Annotated in this window: 17 protein-coding genes; 13 read left to right on the top strand and 4 right to left on the bottom strand. The window is 61.6% G+C overall.

From position 1 onward, the window contains the following. Window position 1 precedes the first annotated feature (1 nt). The 8 genes from atpA (at window position 2) to hemB (ending at window position 9,847) form a co-directional block, all read left to right on the top strand. Window positions 2–1,546 carry a F0F1 ATP synthase subunit alpha gene (gene atpA / locus OP496_RS05095; RefSeq protein ID WP_280562426.1) on the top strand — a complete coding sequence of 515 codons (1,545 nt, stop codon included), beginning with the start codon at window positions 2–4 and terminating at the stop codon, window positions 1,544–1,546. Between the two features lie 67 nt (window positions 1,547–1,613). Beyond that, a complete protein-coding gene (atpG, locus tag OP496_RS05100; RefSeq protein WP_280562427.1) occupies window positions 1,614–2,489 on the top strand; it encodes a F0F1 ATP synthase subunit gamma in 876 nt (291 codons plus the stop codon). An 88-nt stretch (window positions 2,490–2,577) separates the two neighbouring features. Beyond that, the gene (gene atpD / locus OP496_RS05105; protein WP_280562428.1) at window positions 2,578–3,954 is read left to right on the top strand and encodes a F0F1 ATP synthase subunit beta; all 1,377 of its coding nucleotides are present in this window, start codon (window positions 2,578–2,580) and stop codon (window positions 3,952–3,954) included. A gap of 78 nt (window positions 3,955–4,032) precedes the next feature. Then, entirely contained in the window at window positions 4,033–4,458 is a 426-nt protein-coding gene (locus OP496_RS05110) for a F0F1 ATP synthase subunit epsilon (RefSeq protein WP_280562429.1), read from the top strand. A 151-nt stretch (window positions 4,459–4,609) separates the two neighbouring features. Next, window positions 4,610–5,971, top strand: coding sequence for a bifunctional UDP-N-acetylglucosamine diphosphorylase/glucosamine-1-phosphate N-acetyltransferase GlmU (glmU, locus tag OP496_RS05115; protein ID WP_280562430.1), 1,362 nt, complete (start codon window positions 4,610–4,612; stop codon window positions 5,969–5,971). 162 nt (window positions 5,972–6,133) lie between these two features. Then, window positions 6,134–6,919, top strand: coding sequence for a DeoR family transcriptional regulator (locus OP496_RS05120; protein ID WP_280562431.1), 786 nt, complete (start codon window positions 6,134–6,136; stop codon window positions 6,917–6,919). A gap of 16 nt (window positions 6,920–6,935) precedes the next feature. Next, window positions 6,936–8,768 (top strand): glutamine--fructose-6-phosphate transaminase (isomerizing), encoded by a 1,833-nt coding sequence (gene glmS / locus OP496_RS05125; RefSeq protein ID WP_280562432.1) that lies wholly within the window; start codon window positions 6,936–6,938, stop codon window positions 8,766–8,768. A gap of 104 nt (window positions 8,769–8,872) precedes the next feature. Continuing rightward, entirely contained in the window at window positions 8,873–9,847 is a 975-nt protein-coding gene (hemB, locus tag OP496_RS05130; protein WP_280562433.1) for a porphobilinogen synthase, read from the top strand. Window positions 9,848–9,851: 4 nt separating this feature from the next. Here the strand turns inward: hemB and OP496_RS05135 are convergent, their stop codons facing one another. Further along, on the bottom strand, window positions 9,852–10,772 hold the full coding sequence (locus OP496_RS05135) for an oxidoreductase (RefSeq protein WP_280562434.1): 921 nt from the start codon (window positions 10,770–10,772) through the stop codon (window positions 9,852–9,854). A 30-nt stretch (window positions 10,773–10,802) separates the two neighbouring features. Beyond that, window positions 10,803–11,915 (bottom strand): MltA domain-containing protein, encoded by a 1,113-nt coding sequence (locus tag OP496_RS05140; RefSeq protein WP_280562435.1) that lies wholly within the window; start codon window positions 11,913–11,915, stop codon window positions 10,803–10,805. A gap of 277 nt (window positions 11,916–12,192) precedes the next feature. On the opposite strand from OP496_RS05140, the gene OP496_RS05145 reads away from it, so the two are divergent. Beyond that, window positions 12,193–13,062: a DUF72 domain-containing protein gene (locus OP496_RS05145; RefSeq protein ID WP_280562436.1), complete on the top strand. Its 870-nt coding sequence runs from the start codon at window positions 12,193–12,195 to the stop codon at window positions 13,060–13,062. Between the two features lie 339 nt (window positions 13,063–13,401). Beyond that, window positions 13,402–14,769 carry a sodium-dependent transporter gene (locus tag OP496_RS05150; protein WP_280562438.1) on the top strand — a complete coding sequence of 456 codons (1,368 nt, stop codon included), beginning with the start codon at window positions 13,402–13,404 and terminating at the stop codon, window positions 14,767–14,769. A gap of 107 nt (window positions 14,770–14,876) precedes the next feature. On the opposite strand, the gene OP496_RS05155 is transcribed toward OP496_RS05150, so the two are convergent. Continuing rightward, a complete protein-coding gene (locus OP496_RS05155; protein ID WP_280562439.1) occupies window positions 14,877–15,071 on the bottom strand; it encodes a hypothetical protein in 195 nt (64 codons plus the stop codon). A gap of 195 nt (window positions 15,072–15,266) precedes the next feature. Here OP496_RS05155 and hexR point away from each other — a divergent pair, with 195 nt between their 5' ends. Next, on the top strand, window positions 15,267–16,130 hold the full coding sequence (hexR, locus tag OP496_RS05160; protein ID WP_280562440.1) for a transcriptional regulator HexR: 864 nt from the start codon (window positions 15,267–15,269) through the stop codon (window positions 16,128–16,130). A gap of 85 nt (window positions 16,131–16,215) precedes the next feature. Then, on the top strand, window positions 16,216–18,435 hold the full coding sequence (gene uvrD, locus OP496_RS05165; RefSeq protein WP_280562441.1) for a DNA helicase II: 2,220 nt from the start codon (window positions 16,216–16,218) through the stop codon (window positions 18,433–18,435). A gap of 42 nt (window positions 18,436–18,477) precedes the next feature. Here the strand turns inward: uvrD and OP496_RS05170 are convergent, their stop codons facing one another. Beyond that, on the bottom strand, window positions 18,478–18,882 hold the full coding sequence (locus OP496_RS05170; RefSeq protein ID WP_280562442.1) for an acyl-CoA thioesterase: 405 nt from the start codon (window positions 18,880–18,882) through the stop codon (window positions 18,478–18,480). Between the two features lie 231 nt (window positions 18,883–19,113). Here OP496_RS05170 and OP496_RS05175 point away from each other — a divergent pair, with 231 nt between their 5' ends. Next, window positions 19,114–20,052, top strand: coding sequence for a phosphate ABC transporter substrate-binding protein (locus OP496_RS05175; RefSeq protein ID WP_280562649.1), 939 nt, complete (start codon window positions 19,114–19,116; stop codon window positions 20,050–20,052). Window positions 20,053–20,081: the final 29 nt, after the last annotated feature.

Here is a 20,081-nt window from a genome sequence, read left to right on the forward strand (position 1 = left end):
CATGCAGCAACTGAATCCTTCCGAGATCAGCGACATCATCAAACAGCGTATCGAAAAGCTGGATGTCGCATCCGAAGCCCGCAACGAAGGTACCGTGGTTAGCGTTTCCGACGGTATCGTGAAGATCCATGGTCTCGCCGACGCGATGTTCGGCGAAATGATCGAGTTTCCCGGCAGCATCTTCGGCATGGTGCTCAACCTCGAGCGTGACAGCGTAGGCGCCGTGGTGCTCGGTGACTATCTGCAGCTCGAAGAGGGCATGACCGCGCAGTGTACCGGTCGTATCCTCGAGGTGCCGGTGGGCCCGGAACTGATCGGCCGTGTGGTCGATGCGCTGGGTAATCCCATCGATGGCAAGGGTGAACTCGGCACCAAGATGACCGACGCGGTGGAAAAGGTCGCGCCGGGCGTCATCACTCGTCAGTCCGTCGATGAGCCGATCCAGACCGGTCTCAAGTCCATCGACGCCATGGTGCCGATCGGTCGTGGCCAGCGCGAGCTGATCATCGGTGACCGCCAGATCGGTAAATCGGCGATCGCCATCGACACCATCATCAACCAGAAAGGCAAGGGCGTTACCTGCGTCTACGTCGCCATCGGCCAGAAGCAGTCGACCATTGCCAACATGGTGCGCAAGCTCGAAGAGCACGATGCCATGGAGCATACCATCATCGTTGCTGCCGGCGCCGCCGATCCAGCGCCGATGCAGTTCCTGGCGGCCTACTCCGGCTGTACCATGGGCGAGTATTTCCGCGACCGTGGCGAAGACGCTCTCATCACCTATGATGATCTCTCCAAGCAGGCCGTGGCGTATCGCCAGGTGTCGCTGCTGCTGCGCCGTCCACCGGGCCGCGAAGCTTATCCGGGGGATGTTTTCTATCTTCACTCTCGCCTGCTCGAACGTGCAGCACGCGTCAATGCCGATCATGTCGAGAAACTCACCAACGGTGAGGTTAAAGGCAAGACCGGTTCATTGACCGCATTGCCGATTATCGAGACCCAGGGCGGCGACGTCTCGGCCTTCGTGCCGACCAACGTGATCTCGATCACCGATGGTCAGATCTTCCTCGAGACCAACCTGTTCAACTCCGGGGTGCGTCCGGCCATCAATGCGGGGCTTTCGGTATCGCGTGTGGGCGGCTCGGCGCAGACCAAGATCATCAAGAAGCTTGGTGGCACCGTGCGTCTAGCCTTGGCGCAGTACCGAGAACTGGCGGCCTTCTCGCAGTTCGCCTCGGATCTCGATGCAGCAACCCGCAAGCAGCTTGAACACGGCCAACGCGTCACCGAGCTGATGAAGCAGAATCAGTATTCGCCGATGTCGGTGGCCGAAATGGCGGTGACGTTGTATGCCGCTAACGAAGGCTTCCTGGAAGATGTCGAGGTCAACAAAGTGCTGGATTTCGAGAAAGCGCTGCAGGCGTACATGAAATCCGAGCATGCCGAACTGATGGACAAGATCAATCAGAGCGGCAAGTACGACGACGATATCCAACAGGGCCTCAAGTCCGGCCTCGAGACGTTCAAGTCCACTCAGACCTGGTGATACCAGATCCGGTGAAAGACCGGGTCGGCAATCCTAGCTGAGCGGCTCGCAAGAGGGTGATATCGAGATGGCAGCTGCAAAAGAAATTCGCTCCCAGATCGGAAGCATCAAGAACACGCAGAAAATTACCAGTGCCATGGAGATGGTGGCTGCGTCGAAGATGCGCAAGGCGCAGGAACGCATGACGGCCAGCCAGCCATACGCCCAGTTGATTCGGCGCGTGGTAAGCCATATTGCCAAGACCAATCCCGAGTATCGTCATGAGTACATGATCGAGCGCGAGGTCAAGCGCGTAGGGTATATTGTGGTCTCCAGTGACCGTGGTCTGGCGGGTGGCCTGAACGTCAGCGTGTTCAAGGCCGTGACGCGTGAAGCCAAGTATTGGCACGAAAAGGGCATCGAGGTCGATTATGCGGCCCTTGGTTCTAAAGCCAATGTGTTCTTTCGTAACCATGGCGGCAATCTGGTGGCGGGCAAGAGCGGTCTGGGTGAAGCCCCGGCCGTCGATGATCTGATCGGGAGCGTTAGCGTCATGCTGAAGGCCTTCGATGAGGGACAACTGGATCGGCTTTATGTGGTGCACAACGAATTCGTCAACACCATGACCCAGAAGCCGGTCGTACGTCAGTTGCTCCCTCTGCAGGCGCCAGCGGACGACGATGAAGAAGAGACACGTGCCAGCGGCAGCTGGGACTACCTGTATGAGCCGGACGCCAAGACCCTGCTCGATCATTTGCTGGTGCGCTATGTGGAATCACAGGTGTACCAGGCCGTGGTCGAGAACGTGGCCTGCGAGCAGGCGGCGCGGATGATCGCGATGAAGAACGCGACCGACAATGCCGGCAATCTGATTGATGATCTGGAGTTGGTCTATAACAAGGCCCGTCAGGCCGCGATCACCCAGGAGATTTCAGAGATCGTCGGCGGCGCCGCCGCCGTATGACGACGCAGGTCCCACCGAGGCTGCCCACGCGGGTTGCCTCGGGGCCCAGGCGAAGCAGGTTTCATTTGCAGGTATTAGAGGAACCAACATGAGCGGACGTATCGTACAAATCATCGGCGCGGTGATTGACGTAGAGTTTCCGCGGGACGATGTGCCCAAGGTCTACGACGCGCTGAAGGTCTCCGACACCGAGACCATCATGGAAGTACAGCAGCAGCTGGGTGACGGCGTCGTGCGTGCCATTGCCATGGGCACCACCGAAGGCCTCAAGCGTGGCCTCGACGTCGCCAATACGCAGGCGGCGATTTCGGTACCGGTAGGCACGGCCACGCTGGGACGCATCATGAACGTGCTTGGCGAGCCTATCGACGAAGCCGGTGAAATCGGTGAAGACGAACGCATGCCGATCCACCGCAAGGCGCCGGGCTATGCTGATCAGACAGCTTCCGAAGAGCTGCTGGAAACCGGTATCAAGGTCATTGATCTGGTGTGCCCGTTCGCCAAGGGTGGCAAGGTCGGCCTGTTCGGTGGTGCCGGCGTCGGCAAGACTGTCAATATGATGGAGCTGATCCGCAACATCGCCACCGAGCACAGTGGCTATTCCGTCTTCACCGGGGTGGGGGAGCGTACTCGCGAGGGTAACGACTTCTACCACGAGATGCAGGAATCCAACGTTCTCGACAAGGTCTCGCTGGTCTATGGCCAGATGAACGAGCCGCCCGGGAACCGTCTGCGTGTGGCCCTGACCGGCTTGACCATCGCCGAGAAGTTCCGTGATGACGGGCGTGACGTGTTGTTGTTCGTCGACAACATCTATCGTTATACCCTGGCAGGCACCGAGGTGTCGGCGCTGCTGGGCCGCATGCCGTCCGCGGTGGGCTATCAGCCGACGCTGGCCGAGGAAATGGGCGTCCTTCAGGAACGCATCACCTCGACCAAGTCAGGCTCCATCACCTCCGTGCAGGCGGTTTACGTACCGGCGGATGATTTGACCGATCCGTCACCGGCGACCACCTTCTCGCATCTGGATGCCACCGTGGTATTGGCGCGTTCCATCGCCGAGTTGGGTATCTACCCGGCGATCGATCCGCTGGATTCCACCTCGCGCCAGCTCGATCCGCTGACCGTGGGCGAACAGCACTACAACACCGCGCGCGGTGTGCAGGGCGTGTTGCAGCGTTACAAGGAGCTCAAGGATATCATCGCCATCCTGGGGATGGACGAGTTGGCCGATGAAGATAAGCTGACCGTGGCACGGGCGCGCAAGATCCAGCGCTTCTTGTCGCAGCCGTTCTTCGTCGCCGAGGTGTTTACCGGGGCACCCGGCAAGTACGTCTCTCTCAAGGAGACTATCCGCGGCTTCCAGGGTATCCTCGACGGTGAGTACGACGAACTGCCTGAACAAGCCTTCTACATGGTTGGCACCATCGACGAAGCTGTCGAGAAAGCCAAAAACATGAAGTAAGGCCATGCCCATTCGGGAGTGGTAGGGACGGCGTCATTGCGCGCCGTGCCCGATGCTTCCATGAACGAGGAGATAGCGATGGCTAGCTTCCAATGCGACATCGTCAGCGCCGAGAAGGCCATCTTCTCCGGCAACGCCGAGCAGTTAGTGGCGGCCGGCGTGTCGGGCGATCTGGGTATTCTGCATGGTCACGCACCGCTGCTTACCGAGCTCAAGCCGGGGCCGATACGCGTGACGCGCGAAGATGGCGAGGAAGAAGTGTACTTCGTCACCGGCGGTTTCCTGGAGGTTCAACCGGAGGTGGTGTCGGTACTGGCCGATACGGCCACGCGGGCGCACGATCTCAATGAGGCTGCCGCCGAAGAGGCTCGTCAGGAGGCCTTGAGGGCCATGGGCGACAAGCAGTCCGATCTTGACTACACCCGGGCGGCCGCCGAGTTGGCGGAAGCCGTGGCACAGTTGCGGACCATCCAGCAGCTGCGTGAGAAGGGCGGTCGAGGCTAGGCGTCGCACGAGATGCCGCAATCATGAAGGCGACCCAAGGGTCGCCTTTTTCGTGGGCGGCACCGAGACATGACGCATGTCGCTTGGTAGCGCCTTCCGCCCGCCGTAGAATACGCCTATCTTCTTCAAGAGATGCATAGGGACGACAGCGATGACGTTAGACGTGGTGATACTTGCCGCCGGCCAGGGAACGCGGATGCGTTCGGCCAAGCCCAAGGTCCTGCATCCGTTGGCGGGTAAGCCGATGGTGACGCATGTGCTGGATACCGCTGAGCAATTGGGTGCGACGCGTACGCACGTGGTGATCGGCCACGGTGCCGAGCAGGTCGAGACCGAGCTCGGCGGCCGCGAGGTGCGTTTCGCCCTGCAGGCCGAACAGAAGGGCACCGGTCATGCCGTGGCCCAGGCCCTAGAGAACATGGGCGACGGCAAGGTGCTGATCCTCTACGGTGATGTCCCGCTGATCCGGGCCGAGACCTTGACGGCGTTGCTTGCCGAGGTGGATGAGACCCGCCTCGGCCTTCTGACTGTTGAATTGGCCGATCCCAGCGGTTATGGGCGGATCGTGCGCGATGAAGAAGGTCGTGTTACGGGCATCGTCGAACACAAGGAGGCCAGCGAGGCCCAGCGCGCTATCACCGAATGCAACACCGGCATCGTCGCCGCCACCGGAGCGCAGCTCAAGCGCTGGTTGCCTCGGCTCTCCGCCGAGAACGTTCAGGGAGAGTATTACCTGACCGACATCTTCGCCATGGCAGCGGCCGAAGGAATCGAGACTGCCACGGCCGCGCCTGCTTCGGCGCTGGAAGTCGAAGGCGTCAACAACCGTGTGCAGATGGCGGCCCTGGAGCGCGCCTATCAGCGTGATCGGGCCGAGCGTCTTCTGACCGAAGGCGTGGCGCTGGCCGACCCCGCGCGTTTCGATGTGCGTGGCCGCCTCGATTGCGGACATGATGTCTTCATCGACGTGGGCTGCGTGTTCGAGGGTGAGGTAACGCTCGGCGATGGCGTCAGCGTGGGCCCCTATACGCTGATCCGCGACAGCCATATTGCGGCGGAGACGGTCATCGAGGCGCATAGCATCATCGACGGCGCCGAGGTGGCATCACGCGCCCACATCGGGCCCTTCGCGCGCTTGCGTCCCGGCACGCGCCTGGCCTGCGACAGCAAGGTGGGCAACTTCGTCGAGACCAAGAACGCTGACGTTGGTGAAGGTAGCAAGATCAATCATTTGAGCTATGTCGGCGATGCTCGGCTGGGGCGTGGCGTCAATGTCGGTGCGGGCACCATCACCTGCAATTACGACGGCGCCAACAAGCACCGCACCGAGATCGGCGACGATGTCTTCGTGGGCTCCAATACCGCCCTGGTGGCACCGGTATCGCTGGGCGATGGCGCCACGGTCGGGGCCGGCTCGACCATCAACAAGAATGTCGATGCCGGGGCCCTGGCGGTAGCACGCCCGCGTCAGACTACGCGTGCGGGCTGGCAGCGGCCTCGTAAGCCTTCCTGAGTATCGAACGGCGGCGCTCGCGTCCCAGGGAGCGTCGCCCTTGGCATGACGTTGTTCATCGCGGGTGGAGGATTTTTCTCCTCGCCGCCGGGCGGCGCTTGACCGAAGATATTGAATCGCGTTTTATAAGCGTATTGTTTCGTTTCGGAAGATATATCTTTCGTGAATAAGGATGATATGCCCAAACGCGATACTGCCCAGCGTCGCCATGCCATGCTGGCCTACGTGAATGAGCAGGGTGAAACTAGCGTCGACACGCTCGCCCGTCACTTCATAACCTCCGAAGTCACCGTGCGTAAGGATCTCGCTACTCTGGAGAAGAGTGGCCTGCTATTGCGCCGCTTCGGTGGTGCCGTACCCCTGCCCAGCGAGATATTGACCGAGGCCAATTCTCCGCTTTCGCCTCGAAAGATAGCGATCGCGCGGGCGGCGAGTGCGCGTATCCGTGCTCACAATCGCATCATCATCGACAGCGGTACCACCACCTCAGCGATGATCCCCGAACTGGGCGGACGCGAGGGGCTGGTCGTGATGACCAATGCGCTGTCGGTCGCCAATGCCCTGCGCGAGGTGGAGCCCGAGCCGGCGATCCTGATGACCGGCGGTACCTGGGACCCGCACTCCGAATCCTTCCAGGGTCAGGTCGCCGAGCAGGTGTTGCGTTTCTACGATTTCGATCAATTGTTCATCGGTGCCGATGGTATCGACCTGGGGCGCGGAACCACCACCTACAACGAATTGCTGGGGCTATCGCGGGTGATGGCCGAAGTCGCGCGCGAAGTCGTGGTGCTCGTCGAATCCGACAAGATCGGTCGGCGCATCCCCAATCTGGAACTACCGTGGGAACGGATTCATACCCTGATCACCGACGAGGGACTCGATGCGGATGCCTGTCGACACATCGAGGCACAGGGCATCGCCGTCATCCGCGCCGCGGTCAACGAATGAAGACAAGGAGTTCAATATGTGTGGAATCGTAGGGGCCGTCGCCGAGCGTCATGTGCAGGAAATCCTGCTTGAAGGTTTGCGTCGTCTCGAGTATCGCGGCTACGACTCGGCGGGCATGTCCGTGCTTTCCGACGATGCGCGCCTCAATCGTCAGCGTGCGGTGGGCAAGGTAGCGGCCCTGGAAGAGAAACTCGCCGACACGGCGCTCAAGGGGACCCTAGGTGTCGCCCACACGCGCTGGGCCACGCACGGTCGTCCCAGCGAGCAGAACGCGCATCCGCATCAATCCGGCGATAGCCTGGCAGTAGTGCATAACGGCATCATCGAGAACCATGAGGCGCTTAAAGCCGAGCTCGAAGCCCAGGGTTACGTCTTCACCTCCGAGACCGACACCGAAGTGATCGCGCACCTGTTGTCGCGTGAGTTCACCCTTTCTCAGGACTTGCTGCAGGCCGTGCAACGCAGCGTGGCACTGCTGGAAGGCGCCTACGCCCTGGCGGTGGTGCACCGTGCCGAGCCCGATGCAATCGTCGGTGCACGCAAGGGCAGCCCTCTCGTGGTAGGCGTGGGCATCGGCGAGGCGTTCCTGGCTTCCGACCCGCTAGCGTTATTGCAGGTCACCGACCGTTTCATCTACATGATGGAAGGCGATGTGGTGCGCCTGGCTCGGGGCGGTGAGATCGAGCTCTTCGAGGCGAGCGGCGATCGAGCCGAGCGTCCGGTGACCATCTTCGAGCATGGCGACAGCGTGACCAGCAAGGGCGGCTATCGTCACTTCATGCTCAAGGAAATCCACGAGCAGTCCCAGGTGATCGCGGCCACGCTGGAAGGACGTCTCGGCGATCATCAGGTGCTGGTCAACAGTTTCGGGGCGGAAGCCGCGTCGCTGTTCGAGGGCGTGCGCCAGGTGCATATCATCGCCTGCGGCACCAGCTACCATGCGGGCATGGTGGCGCGCTACTGGATCGAGAAACTGGCCGGCGTGCCCACTCAGGTCGAAGTGGCCTCGGAGTATCGCTACCGCGAGGTCGTAGTGCCCGAAGGCACGCTGTTCGTGACGCTGTCCCAGTCCGGCGAGACCGCTGATACTCTGGCGGCGCTGCGCTTCGCCAAGCAGCGTGACTATCTCGGCAGTCTGGCGATCTGTAACGTGCCGGGCAGTTCGCTGGTGCGGGAGTCGGATCTTACTCTGATGACGCAGGCAGGCCCCGAGATCGGCGTCGCCTCGACCAAGGCCTTCACCACCCAACTGGTGGCGCTGATGCTGTTGGCCCTGGCGCTGGGCCGTGTGCGGGGCGCCAATGGCGAGCATGCACCGCTGGTCCAGGGACTTCGCGAGCTACCTGGAGTGATCAACCAGGTGCTGGCCCTGGATGGCGAGATCGAGCAGTTGTCGATGGCGTTCGCCGAAAAGCACCATGCGCTGTTCCTAGGACGCGGCGCGCATTTCCCGATCGCCCTGGAAGGGGCGCTAAAGCTCAAGGAAATCTCCTATATTCATGCCGAGGCCTATCCAGCGGGCGAACTGAAACACGGTCCCCTGGCGCTGGTCGATAGCGAGATGCCGGTGATCGCCGTGGCGCCCAACGACGAATTGCTCGAGAAGCTGAAATCCAACTTGCAGGAAGTTCGCGCGCGCGGTGGCGAGTTGTTCGTGTTCGCCGATGAGGGCATTCGCCTCGAAACATCCGAGCATCTGCATGTACTGCGTGTGCCGGCGGTCAGCGAGGCGTTGGCACCCCTCGTCTACACGATTCCGCTGCAATTGCTGGCTTATCATGTCGCCGTGCTCAAGGGCACCGACGTCGATCAGCCGCGCAACCTGGCGAAGTCGGTGACGGTGGAATGATGCGACATTTTGTCGGCTGGGCTATTTTGTTAGCGTGCTATAAAATACATCCCGGTTCTTAACGCCGGGCGCCGCCGCGTTCGGCGGCGATCAAGGAGTCTTACATGCCTGCTCAGTTTCCTCAGGCCCGTCTGCGGCGCCTGCGGCGTACGTCGTCGCTACGCGATCTGGTACGCGAAACCTCTCTTCGCCCGGAGAATTTGATCTATCCGATCTTCGTGGAGGAAGGTGCGGACGACTTCGTGCCCATCGAGGGAATGCCGGGGCAGTACCGCATTCCGGAAAACCAGTTGGCGGAGGAAGTGAAACGCCTCAGTGCGCTGGGTCTCAAGGGCATCGTGCCGTTTGGGATTTCGCATCACAAGGACGCCAGTGGCAGCGATGCGATGGACGACAATGGCCTGGTGTCGCGCATGGTGCGCATCATCAAGGCGGCCGATCCCGAGATGGTGGTGATTCCGGATGTCTGCTTCTGCGAATACACCACGCACGGCCACTGCGGCATCCTCAAGGGTGACACGGTCGACAATGACCTGACGATCCGTAATCTCGGCGTTCAGGCGGTCGCGGCTGCCCGGGCGGGGGCCGACATCATTGCGCCCTCGGCGGCACAGGACGGCCAGGTGGCAACGATTCGCGCGGCGCTGGACGAGGCTTGTTTCGAGGATATCCCCATCATGGCGTATTCCACCAAGCTGGCCTCGGCGCTGTACGGGCCTTTCCGCGAAGCGGCGGGCACCGAACTCCAGGGGGATCGCAAGACCTATCAGATGGACCCCATGAATCGTCGCGAGGCGCTGCGTGAGTCGCTGGCGGACGAGGCCGAGGGCGCCGATTTCCTGATGGTCAAGCCGGCGCTGGCGTATCTCGACATCATGGCGGACATCCGCCGCAACAGTTTGTTGCCGTTGGTGGCGTATCAGGTCAGCGGCGAGTACGCGATGATTCGCCTGGCGGCGCAACAGGGCGTGATCGATGAGGCGGCGGTGATCCGTGAGACGCTGGGTTCGATGCGTCGCGCCGGTGCCGACCTGATCATGACCTACTTCGCCCCCCAGTTGCTGGAAGAAGGGCTGTAAGGCGTTACGCGGGGGCCGTGGTGTCCCAGCGTGCGCCGGTGAGCTCGCATGAGACGTCCCAAAGGCGTTTCTCGACCGCTGAATCGCGTGTGTTGCGGGCGCGGTGCGCCACTTTGGGTGCGCCACGGGTCTCGCCGATACCGTCGGGCCCGATGTAATCGCCGGGGCCGACGCGATCGCTGAGCGCGGCATGCAGCGTGGGGCGGGCGCCCTCGGCGGCGGATTGGCTGATCAGCGGCAGACCAAGCTTGAAGACACTACCGATGAAAGGACGGCTTTTTACGCCGTGGTCGAACAGCGCGGTACGCGACAATCCGGGATGGGCAGCCAGGCTCTTGAGTCCCCAGCCTTGGGCATCGCTGTGTTTCTGCAGTGCCTGGGCGAACAACAGCATGGCGAGCTTGGATTGCCGGTAGGCGCGCCAGGGGTCGTAGTGCGTCTCGCCGTTCAAGTCATCGAAGGCGATACGGCCGCCACGATGGGCGAGGCTCGAGAGTTGTACCACGCGGGGCGCCGTCGTGGCGGTAAGCAGTGGCAGCAACTCGCTGGTGAGCAGGAAATGGCCCAGATAATTGATCCCCCACTGGCGTTCGAAGCCGTCCCGTGTGCGCTCGAGGCGCGGCAGGGCCATGATGCCGGCGTTGTTGATCAGTCGTTCCAGCGAAGACTCGGTCTGCGTCAAGCGCCGGGCGAAGTCGCGTACCGATTCGAGGCTGTCGAGGTCGAGCGGCTCAGCGTGCACCTCGGCATGCGGCGCATGGACGCGAATGGCGTGGCAGGCCAGCTCGCCTCTTTCCACGTTGCGTGCGGTGACGATCACGCGATAGCCCTGCGCGGCCAGGCCCTTGGCGGTCTCGAGTCCTAGCCCGGCGGTAGCGCCGGTGACCACGGCCAACGGGGTCGTGGTGTGGCGATCTTCACTCATGCGTTTTCCTCTCTTGGCCCGATGATTGGCTCATTTCGGCATCAGTACCCACAGGCGACCCTCCTGCTTCATGCGTGCGGCGCGTTCACCGGCCGCTTCGCCGTGTCCCCAATAGAAATCCGCGCGTACCGAGCCTTTGATGGCACTGCCGGTATCTTGGGCGACCATCAGACGTTGCAAGGGTTCTTTCGAGAGCGGCTGTGTGGTCGACAGGAAGATTGGTGCGCCCAGCGGAATGCGTGAGGGATCCACGGCTAGACTGCGTTCCGCGGTCAGGGGCACGCCGAGGGCGCCGATGGGCCCCTCAGTGTGGGGATGGTCGCTATCCAGCTCTCGGAAGAACACCATGCGCGGGTTGACGGTCAGCATTTCTTCCACGCGTTCGGGATGCCGCTTGGCCCAGGCCTTTACACCGGGCAAGGTCGCTTGGGAAGCGTCGATTTCCCCGCGTTCGATCAAGGCGCGATTGAACGAGCGGAAGGGCTGATTGTTGGATCCCGCGAAGGCCACACGCATGGTGCCGCCGTCGTCCAGCCGGACACGTCCCGACCCCTGGATCTGTAGGAAGGCGGCCTCGACGGGATCGTCGACCCAGACCAGTTCCTGACCGCTTAGGGCACCGCTTTCCAGCAACGTGCGCTGCGTGGCACGTACACGCTGCGGCGCCGCTTGCCAGGCGTTGGGGAAGCGATAGAGCGGCGTCTGATAAGGTCCGTGGCGCTCACGCGCGCCATGCAGAATGGGCTCGTAATAGCCGGTGATCGTGCCCGTGGTGGAACCATCGTCGTTAGTGAGGCGGTAAGGCTGAAAGCGCATCTCGAAAAAGCGCGTGATATCGCGCTCATCGAGCGGATCGACCTGCTGGGCATCATCGCAGACCGATGTCCAGCGAGGTTTCTTGGCAAGCTGCGGACAACTGGCGAGAAACGCGCTCCAGGCGGCGATGACGTGATCGTCACGCCAGCCGGGCAGTGCCTGCCATTCCATGGGTCGCATGCGCTCGGACGCTACCGGCGATGGCGTGCTCGGTGCGGGCGGCTGAGAGCTGCACGCTCCCAGTACCAACAGCGGCAACAACCACGCCGTGCGTGCCAGTAGGCGCAGGGTGTGAGCGGCATCGATGATCGGTCGCGACAATGGCATGAACAAGCAAGGCACCTTGGCGGTCGACTCCCGGAATGAGTGTCGCCAGCGATGATGCCTTGCCGAGGCGAGTCGTGCCAGTGGCATCTTGTTTCAACCTTTCACGTGGAACACATGCAGACGCGAGAGCGAACTATGTCGGGACGTTGGGGTACCCTTTACCCTTGCGACGTCGCAGATGGAGGCATGACATGACACAGGAAACGGGCCCGATGAGGCTGCTTCATGCAGCGCATCATGGCGGCGAGATGCAGGCGATACAATTGCGAGGCGCGTCATGACGGAGGATCGGCCACGTTTGTTCCTGGGTTTGCCGATGTGGGCCAACGGCGAATGGTGCGGCAGTCTTTACGCGCAACACACGCCACAGGAGGGCATGCTGCACGATTACGGTGCCGTGTTCACTAGCGTGGAAGGCAATACGACCTTCTACAGCGGGCCGCCCAAGGCGGCGACCATCGCCCAATGGGCGCGTCAGGCACCGGCGGATTTTCGTTTTTGCTTCAAGCTGCCGGCGCGGCTCACGCATGAAAAGCGCCTGGTGGGCGTCGCGGAGGAGCTCGAGACGTTCTTTGCAGCGCTAGCGCCGTTACATGACCGGCTAGGACCGACGATGGTGCAATTGCCGCGTGATTTCGGGGCTCGGGAACTGCCAGCGTTGGAGACATTGTTGAGAGACTGGCCGTCGGCAAGCCCTTGTGCCGTGGAAGTGCGTCATAGTGATTTTTTCCACAAAGGGGCGGCAGAGCAGCAATTGAACCGCTTGTTGATAACTTTGGGGATGGATCGGGTCATGCTCGATGTGAGGCCGCTTTTCGCCACGCCCGCAGGCACCGATACGCGCTTGATAAAGGCGCAGGGTGAAAAGCCGAAACGCCCGTTACACGTGATTTCCACGGCAAATATGCCTATCGTGCGTTTCATCGGGCATTCTGATATGGCCATCAACGAGCGACTTTTCACTCCTTGGTGTGAACGCCTGGTGTTGTGGATAAAACAGGGGAAAACCCCTTTCTTGTTTGTGCATACGCCGGATAACCGGCAAGCGCCACAATTGGCGCGACGCTTCTATGCACGCCTGGCCGAACGCGTCGAATTACCGCCTCTCGAGGCCTTTCCCGGCGAGCGGCAGAGCGCGCTTTTCTAACCGCGGTGATAACGCCATGGCGGGGTATGACGTGTCGTCGATGGCTTGATGCTATAACGCGAATGGTCTTGGCTAAAACTTGCCGCTAAAATGGCGCCTCTCTGTGGGCGACGTCGAGGACAGTCGTCTCTTCAATCGGTGTTTATCGACACCCTTACGGTGACTGACATCGCTGCGAGCGGTGCGGTTTCCTTGTTGATCGGTGGTCAGATCCCAGCCGCTCGCAAGGACCTGTCATGCTCCATGTCGCGGTGTGCGATCCATGCCCGGGGACGTGGCAACAACAATACAACGTCATCATTTTATTGATCGATGGCGCCACGCAATTCAGGTGAAGCAATGTCTTACAAGTCTCATTCGCACGCGCAGTGGTCCTCTCGTATGGCCTTTGTGCTGGCCGCCGTCGGCTCGTCGGTCGGTCTGGGCAATATCTGGAAATTCCCCTACATGACCGGCGAAAGCGGTGGCGGCGCTTTCGTGCTGGTTTATCTGATCTGCATCTTCCTGGTCGGCTTGCCGATGTTGATGTCCGAATGGTTGCTCGGACGCCTGGGCCAGAAGAATCCCATCTCGACGATGGGCGACATCACACGGCGTCTCAAGCGTAGCCGGGCCTGGGTGTTGATTGGCGTGGCCGGGATTCTCGGCGCCTACTTGATTCTCTCGTTCTATAGCGTGATCGGTGGCTGGGCGCTGGCGTACATTCAAATGGCGGTGGTCGATACTTTCAGCGAGCTGAATAACGATAGTGTTGGCACCTTGTTCGGCAATTTGCTGGCAAGTCCCGTGGAATTGCTGCTCTGGCATAGCCTGTTCATGATCATGACGATCGGTGTCGTGGTGGGTGGCGTTGCCGGTGGCCTGGAGCGTGCGGCGAAGACCCTGATGCCGGCGCTGGCGGTGCTGCTGGTGTTGCTCGTGGGTTACGCCGCAACCACCGGCGCGTTCGCCGAAGGGGCGGCTTACCTGTTTACGCCGGACTTCTCCAAGATCACCCGTGACGGCATTCTCGCCGCACTGGGGCATGCCTTCTTCACCCTGAGTCTGGGTATGGGCATCATGATGGCGTATGGCTCGTATCTCTCCGATGACGTCAACATCGGTCGCTCGGCGCTCATCGTCGTGGTCATGGATACGGTCATCGCCCTGCTTGCTGGACTGGCTATTTTCCCCATCGTATTCGCCAATGGGTTGGATGCGGCTGCGGGTCCAGGCCTGATCTTCCAGACCCTACCGTTAGCGTTCGGCAACATGGCCGGTGGTTGGCTGTTCGGGTTGCTGTTCTTCGTGCTTCTGGTGTTCGCGGCGTGGACCTCCGCGATCTCACTACTCGAGCCGCTGGTGGAATGGATCGAGGAGCGCTCGCCGCTGTCGCGCGTGGGCTCGACCATCGTCGCGGGACTGGCGACCTGGGCTTTGGGGCTGGCCACGGTGCTGTCGTTCAACGTCTGGGGTGATTTCGCGCCGCTGGACATGTTCGACAAGTTCGCCGGCATGACCCTCTTCGACTTGCTCGATTACGTCACCAGCAAGCTGCTGCTGCCGCTGACCGGCTTGGCCACCGTGCTGTTCGTGGGCTGGTTCATGGGGCGTGACGAACTGCGCTCACAGCTCAATATGAGCGATGGTGCCTTCGCCCTGTGGCGCGTGGCGGTACGTTTCATCGCGCCCATCGGCGTGGTGATCGTCTTCATCAGCAGCCTCTGAGCGTCATTCAGTCATCCGGCGCGGGCGAATATTGCCCGCGCCGGGCTTGGAACGCCCTTCCAGGCACTCGATGAACGGGGAACTCTCTCCGCTCATCGAGTGCCTGTTTACTGCCAGTCGTCGTAATCGACGATATCGCGCTCCAGGCGCTTGAATTCCTGATGCAGCTCAATGCCGCGCCGCGCCCGCAGATAGCGTGTCGCGGCACTCTTCTTGCGCTGCTCATGCTCGAGCATTTCCAGGCTCATATGAATGTCGAGAAGCTCGCTTTTCAAGGATTGAAGATGTTCGGCATCGCGCATATCGAATCTCCCGATCGTCCTTATAATCGGCTTGGTGCCATAACCGAATTCTGCTTGGCATCATTACTATAACGCACTTGACAGAATTATGACGTCAAGGATGAAACGGGCGTTTTTCTCCCTTCAACGCCTGCGGCATACTAGAATCGAATCTGTTTTCACGTCGCTGCTGGTCAGCCAAGGAGTCGCGCCATCATGAGCAGTGCCCTGTTCGATGAGATGAGACGCCGCATGGAGTATTTTCGGCGCTCCGAGCAGAAGGTGGCGCGTTTCGTGTTGCGCCATCCCGAGGATGTTATCCACATGCGCATCGTCGATCTGGCCACCGAAGCCAAGGTCAGCGAGCCTACTGTGGTGCGTTTCTGCCGTGCGCTAGGGTGCAACGGTTTCCAGGACTTCAAGCTCAGGCTCGCGCAGATGCTGGCCACGGGCAGTCAGTTCGCGCAATTCTCGATGAACGATAGTGACAGCGTCGCCGAATTTGCCCACAGCATTTTCGACTCCACCGTGGGCACGTTGCTCTCGGTACGTGATCGGCTCGATCATGCCGCATTGGGCAAGGCGGTCAACGCCCTGGCCATGGCCAATCGCGTGGAGTTCTACGGTTTCGGCGCTTCCGGCGCGGTGGCCTTCGATGCCCAGCACAAGTTCTTCCGTCTGCAGATATCCACTGCGGCCTATTCCGACCCGCACATGCAAAATATGTCGGCGGTGACGCTGACACCGCGTGACGTGGTGGTCGCCATCTCCCAGACCGGACGCACCCGGGCGCTGGTAGCCAGCGTGCGTCTGGCTCGCGAGACCGGTGCCACGGTGATTGGCTTGTGTCCCAGTGACTCGCCGCTGGCCAGCGAGGTCACCCTGCCGCTTTATATCGATGTGCACGAGGATACCGAAATCTACACCCCGATGAGCTCGCGCGTGGCGCACCTGGTGATCGTCGACGTGCTCGCCGTGGGCGTGGCCAAGACACGCGGGCCCAAGCTGGCCGAGCAACTCCAATCGGTTAAGAAAAGCCTGGTGCCGCTGCGTTATCCCGATACCGACGACGACACCTAGCCACTCGGCAGATCGCGAGCGACCGAAGCCGAGACCGCTTGTGCTAAGCTGGGCGCTCATTTCGCAATGCCAAGATACGTGATCCATGGACGACGTTTCGCCGGGCGACGTTTCGCCGCTACTCGACTCGCTGAATACGGCTCAGCGCGAGGCCGTGAGCCACCCGCAGGGCAATTTGCTGGTACTGGCTGGCGCTGGCTCGGGCAAGACGCGCGTGCTGGTGCATCGTATCGCCTGGTTGTTGCAGGTCGAGGGGTTGTCGCCCTATGCGATTCTCGCCGTGACCTTCACCAACAAGGCGGCGCGCGAGATGCGCACGCGCCTCGAAGCGCTATTGGGCCTGTCGTTGCGCAATATGTGGGTGGGCACGTTCCACTCCATCGCACATCGCCTGCTGCGTACCCACTGGCACGATGCGCGCCTGCCCCAGCATTTCCAGATCATCGACGGTGACGATCAACTGCGCCTGGTCAAGCGCTTGCTCAAGGATCATCGCATCGACGCCGAGCGCTTCCCGCCCAAGCAGGTGCAATACTTCATCGGCGGCTGCAAGGAAGAGGGGCTGCGGGCCCACCAGGTCCAGACCCATGGCGATGCCTATATGGGCCAGATGGTCGAGCTCTACGAACGCTATCAGCTGGCTTGCGAACGCGCCGGTCTGGTCGATTTCGGGGAGTTGCTACTGCGTGGCCTGGAGCTTCTGCGCGACAACCCCGAGTTGCTGGCGCATTACCGCGAGCGTTTCGGTCATCTGCTGGTCGACGAATTCCAGGATACCAATACCCTGCAGTATGCCTGGCTCAAGCTGCTTGCCGGCGATCGCGCGGGCATGACCGTGGTCGGCGACGACGATCAGTCGATCTACGGCTGGCGCGGCGCCAAGGTCGAGAACATCCGCCGCTTCGCCGAGGAATTCCCCGCGACCACCACGGTGCGTCTGGAGCAGAACTATCGCTCGACGAGCGCCATTCTCGAGGCCGCGAACACGCTGATCAGCCATAACGCCGGGCGCATGGGCAAGGAACTGTGGACCGACGGTGTTCACGGTGAACCGATTTCGGTCTACGCCGGCTTCAACGACCTCGACGAGGCCCGCTTCATCGTTGACACCCTCAATGAGGAAGTGAACAAGGGCAGCACGCGACAGGACATCGCGATTCTCTATCGCTCCAACGCGCAGTCGCGGGTGCTCGAGGAGGCGTTGATCCGCAGTGGTGTGCCCTATCGCATATATGGCGGCCAGCGCTTCTACGAGCGCCTCGAGATCAAGAATGCCCTGGCCTATCTCAGATTGATGCTCACGCGTGACGATGATGCCTCGCTGGAGCGCGTGATCAACGTGCCGGCACGCGGCATCGGTACGCGTACCGTGGAAGTGCTGCGCGAGCGGGCCCGCATCCAAGGGGTGTCGTTATGGCAGGCGTTGCACGATAGCCTCAGCGAGGGTGCACTCAAGGGGCGTGCGGCAAGTGCGCTTTCGGCATTTTCGGAGCTGATCGAACGGCTCGACAACGATACTGCCGGCATGGAGTTGCATGAACTGATCGAACATGTCCTGCATACCACCGGCTTGCTCGAGCATCACCGCAATGAAAAGGGCGAGAAAGGTCAGGCGCGTGTCGAGAACCTCGAGGAACTGATCAACGCGGCGCGCAACTTTGCTCAGGGCGATCCCTTCTCGTTGCAGGAAGTCGGCGAGGGAGCGGCCGCGCTGGAGCCGTTCCTGGCCGAGGCCGCCCTCAATGCCGGCGATCACGAGGCGGACGACTTCGAGGACAGCGTGCAACTGATGACGCTGCACTCGGCCAAGGGGCTGGAATTTCCGGTGGTGTTCGTCGCCGGTGTCGAGGAAGGCTTGTTTCCGCACAAGATGTCGCTGGAGGAGCCGGGACGTCTCGAGGAAGAACGGCGTCTGTGCTATGTCGGGGTGACGCGCGCCATGCGCAAGCTGTATCTGACGCATGCCGAGATCCGTCGCCTGCATGGCAAGGAAACCTTTTCGCGGCCGTCGCGCTTTTTGCATGAGTTGCCCGAGTCGTTGCTCGAGGAGGTGCGTTTGCGTGGCCAGGTCTCGCGGCCGGTTTCCACGCGGCCGAACCGCGGACTCTCTCAGCAGCAGAGCGTCTCGAACGATGACGATCAGCCGTCGTTGAGTCTGGGGCAGCGGGTCAGTCATCCGGTTTTCGGCGAGGGTGTGATCATCAATGCCGAGGGCGAAGGTGCCAGGGCCCGCGTGCACATCAGTTTCGAGGACGAAGGCGACAAATGGTTGGTGTTGGGGTTCGCCAATCTGACGCCGTTATGACTCGACGCGTGTCGCGCGACATTGCAGTGGACAACGAGCGTCTTACGCCTCGGGGACGGGGCGTATGCGACCGTTGTCGTCCAGTGCCACCATCACGAAGCGTGCCTCGGTGACCTTGTAGCGCTCCTCGGGACTGCGCTCGTGAGGTGGGCGAATCCACACCTCGACATCGACCTTGATCGAGCTGCGCCCAACCTCGCTGAATTGGGTGAAGATATTGACCATCGCGCCGACCCGTACCGGGCACAGGAAATCCATGCCCTCGGTGGCGACCGTGGCGGTCCGGCCGCTTGCCAGGCGCCCCGCGGCGAGTTCGGCGGCCTGGTCCATCTGTGCGATGAGCCAGCCACCGGGAATGTCGCCATAAAGGTTGGTGTCCTGGCGCTGGGTGACGAGCTTGAGCGTGAGTTCGCCCTGCGGGGTGGGAATATCGTCGAGTTCATGCATGGCGTGGGTCCTGGCGATTGTTGTTATCAAGCATCTTGGTTGTCGAGCATTGTTGTTGTCGACCGTAGCGCGGTTGCAATCGTTTCATAGTAAACGCCGTCGCGCCTCGACGACCAGTCGCCCGGCAAGGTGTATCGCGGTGGGGCAAGCGTGACAACGGGGACGAGAGCATTGATAAGCAAAAAGCGAACATACCGGTACGGCTCAGTGAACTGGCGATGTCGCGTGGCGATGATGCTAGGGGCGTTGCTGTTGCCGATGATGGCGATGGCAGCGCCGTTGAGCGGCACACTGGGATCGGTCGGCTCGGATACGCTGGGCGGTTTGATGACGCAATGGGGGGAACGGCTCAGTGCGCGGCATCCCGAGGTACGCTTGCAGGTACAAGCTTCGGGCTCGGGGACTGCGCCGCCGGCGCTGGCCGAAGGAGTGACACGTATCGGCGCCATGTCACGACCCATGACGGAGGCCGAGCGTGCCGACTTCATCGCCCGCCAGGGCCACCCACCGGTGGCAGTGCCGGTGGCGTTGGACGCGCTGACGCTGTTCGTGCATCGCGACAACCCGCTGACCTCGCTGTCATTGGCCCAGGTCGAGGCGCTGTTCGCCGACACTCGCTTCTGCGGTCAAACGCCTGCTATCCGACGCTGGGGCGCGCTGGGGCTCGACGGCAACTGGGCCTCACGGCCTGTGGCCCGCTTCGGCCGCAATACCGCTTCCGGATCGCATGCACTGTTCAAGCGGGAGGCTTTGTGCGGCGGCAATTTCCGTCGCGACGTCAACGAGCTGCCGGGCTCCTCGGCGGTGGTGGCGGCGGTTGGACGTTCCCGCGAGGCGATCGGCTATGCCGGCCTGGGTTACCCCACCGCGATGGTCAAGGTGCTGGCGTTGCGCGATGACCAGGGCACGCCGCGTCTGCCCACGCTGGATAACGTCGTCAGCGGGCGCTATCCGCTCACTCGCCCTTTGTATGTATACGTCAATCTGGCCCCGGACGAGCGCTTGCCGGCCCTGGAACGCGCCTTCTTCGATCTAGTGCTATCGCCCGAAGGGCAGGCCGTGGTGGCCCGGCAGGGTTTCGTGCCGTTGCCTGAACCGCGCTTGGCCGCCGCCAGGCGGGCATTGCGGTTGCCACCCCTTGCCGATGTCACGCAATCGTCATCAAACTGACGTAATCTGATGGTCTCACTTCATTGCAA

This window comes from Chromohalobacter sp. 48-RD10 (assembly GCF_029889785.1).
GTDB lineage: Bacteria > Pseudomonadota > Gammaproteobacteria > Pseudomonadales > Halomonadaceae > Chromohalobacter.